This is a genomic window from Sandarakinorhabdus sp. (assembly GCF_032115815.1).
Lineage (GTDB): Bacteria > Pseudomonadota > Alphaproteobacteria > Sphingomonadales > Sphingomonadaceae > Sandarakinorhabdus.
This window is the reverse complement of record NZ_JAUMBI010000245.1, coordinates 1-2,460: the sequence shown is the minus strand read 5'-3', so window position 1 is coordinate 2,460 and position 2,460 is coordinate 1. Positions and strand designations below refer to the sequence as shown.

The window sequence follows — 2,460 nt, the reverse complement described above, 5'->3', positions numbered from 1 at the left end:
CAACGCCACGATGCTCCAAAGCAGCAGGCTGGGGAAATCCCGTTCTTTCAGGCCCAAGGCAAGCACGCGATCGGAAAGGCGGCTCATACCGGGGCTCCGCCGGCAAGGCTTTTCAGCACAGCGTCGCGCGGACCATCAGCCACGATCTTGCCGCCAGCGATCACCACCACGCGGTTGACCAGCTTCAACATGGCCTGGCGATGGGTGACGAGCAGGAAGGTGCGGCCCTTAAGCTCAGGTTCCAGGCGGGCCACCAGCTGGGCTTCATTCTGATTGTCCATGGCGCTGCTGGGTTCATCGAAGATCAGGATCGGCGGTTTGCCGGCCAGCGCGCGGGCGATGGCGATGCCCTGTTTCTGACCGCCCGAGAGGCCTTCGCCGCGATCGGCGAGCGTCAGATCAAAGCCATTTTCCAGCGCGCCGACCACATCGTAGGTGCCCGACAATTTGGCAACGCGGATGAGTTCCTCGTCACCCAACGTTGGATCGGTGAGGGTGATGTTGTCCCGGATCGAGCCGGAAAACAGTGTTACATCCTGCAACACTGCGCCGATGTTGATGCGCAGATCATCAGGGTGCAACTGGCGGATATCGGCGCCATCGATGAGTACCTGGCCGCTGTCGGGCTGATAAAGGCCAAGTACCAGCCGGGCGATGGAGGATTTGCCCGAACCGACGCGGCCGACGATGGCCACCCGTTCCCCCGGTTCGATGCGCAGCGACACGCCGGAAAGCGCCGTCTGGCCCTTGCCGGGGTATTTGAAGGTCACATCGCGCAGTTCGATGGCGCCCTTCAGCCAAGTGCGGCGTACGCTGGTGGTGGTGCCGGCTTCCAGTGGATTGGACATGAACTGATCGAGGCGGGTGATCGCCGCCCGCGTCGCCGAAAGCCGGGTGAGCAGGCCGGCAACCTGGCCCAGCGGTGCCACTACCCGGCCCGACAGGATCGAGGCAGCAATCAGCGCGCCCGACGAGAGTTCGCCGGCCGTGATCAGGAACACGCCGTGGATGAGCGTGCCGACATAGGCGATGGTCTGTGCCGAGGCGGCGACATTGATGGCAACGGCGGACAGCAACCGGCTGGAAAGCGCGCTGCCAGCATTGTCAGTCATGGCGCGGTTCCAGCGGGCTTCCAACATCGGGCCGGCGCGGCCGGCCTTCACGGTTTCGAGGCCGGCGACGGTTTCCACCACCACGCCCTGCTTGGAAAAGCCCTGTCCCAGATTCTCGCGCGCCAGCCGATCGAGCGCGGGCTGGACAGCAAGGCTGGTCAACACCACCACCGGGATCATCAGCAGCGGCACCAGCACCAGTTGTCCGCCGATCGCGGCGATCACGGCCAGGAACAAAAGGGTGAACGGCAGATCCACCAGCGCAATCAGCGTGGTGCTGGCCAAGGTTTCGCGGATGGTTTCCAGTTCGCGCAGCAGGCCGGCAAAGGCACCGGCCGAACCCTGGCGATCCGCCAGGCGCAGGCCCAGCAGCCGGGCAAACATCTGGTTGCCCAGCGCGGCATCAACATCGCGACCGGCCACATCGACAAACCAGCCGCGCAGCACACGCAGGATGAAATCGAACACCAGCACCACGACCATGCCAACCGACAGCGCCAGCAACGAGGCGGTGGCGCCCGATGGCACGATGCGATTGTACACCACCATCGAGAACAAGGACGAGGCCAACGCGAAGATATTGGTGAACACGGCCGCCAGCGCCGCCCGGCCGTAGGTGCCGCGGTGCGCCAGCAAGGCATCGGCCAGCCAGGCCGGCAGATATTTCAACAGGAGATCGTTCACGGTTGCAGCTCGCGGTTCTGGCCATCCACCAGTTGCAATATGGTGCCGCGCCGGGCCAGCAGCAGCCAGCGCGCCATGTCGAGCCGGATTTCGGCATCGACGAGGCTCAGCCCGGCATCAAGTGCCTCCCGTTCGGCCGCCAGCAGATCGAACAAGGTCCCGCGCGCCGCATTGAACCGCAGGCCGAACAATTCGCGCGCGCGCATCGCCGAGACAACCGAGCGTTGCTGCGCTGGCAGGGCGGCGGTGCGGGTGCGCAGTTCGGCTTCGGCCTCTTCCAGTTCGCGTGCAGTTTCCGCGCTAATGCGCGTGGCGGCCAGATCGGCTCTGCGGGCAGCGGCCGACAGTTCTGACACACGAGCTGCCTCGGCACCGCCGGTCGAAAAACGGGTGGTTACCGAAACAGTGGCGCGCACATCGTAATCCGGGCGACCGTCACGGGCGATATCATAGGCCGATCCGGAGACGCGCGCTTCCACGCGGGGCAGGCGATCGGCCTTGGCGGCGAGTGCGGCGGCCTTGCGGGATTCCGCATCAGCCTTGGCCGCACGCACATCGGGGGTATCGACAACGCCGGGATCTTCGGGGGGCGGCAACGCCCGCGCCGGCTGATCGGGCAGCTTGCCCCACAATTCGGTCATCCGCGCGTTGGCCGCGGCATCGC

Annotated in this window: 2 protein-coding genes; both read right to left on the bottom strand. The window is 65.5% G+C overall.

Annotation, left to right across the window (positions count from 1 at the left end):
• Positions 1 to 83: 83 nt before the first annotated feature.
• On the bottom strand, positions 84 to 1,796 hold the full coding sequence (locus tag RT662_RS14020; RefSeq protein WP_313671312.1) for a type I secretion system permease/ATPase: 1,713 nt from the start codon (positions 1,794 to 1,796) through the stop codon (positions 84 to 86).
• The coding region (locus RT662_RS14015) for a TolC family protein (RefSeq protein WP_313671311.1) at positions 1,793 to 2,460 on the bottom strand (668 nt) is incomplete at its 5' end. The genes RT662_RS14020 and RT662_RS14015, both read right to left, overlap by 4 nt.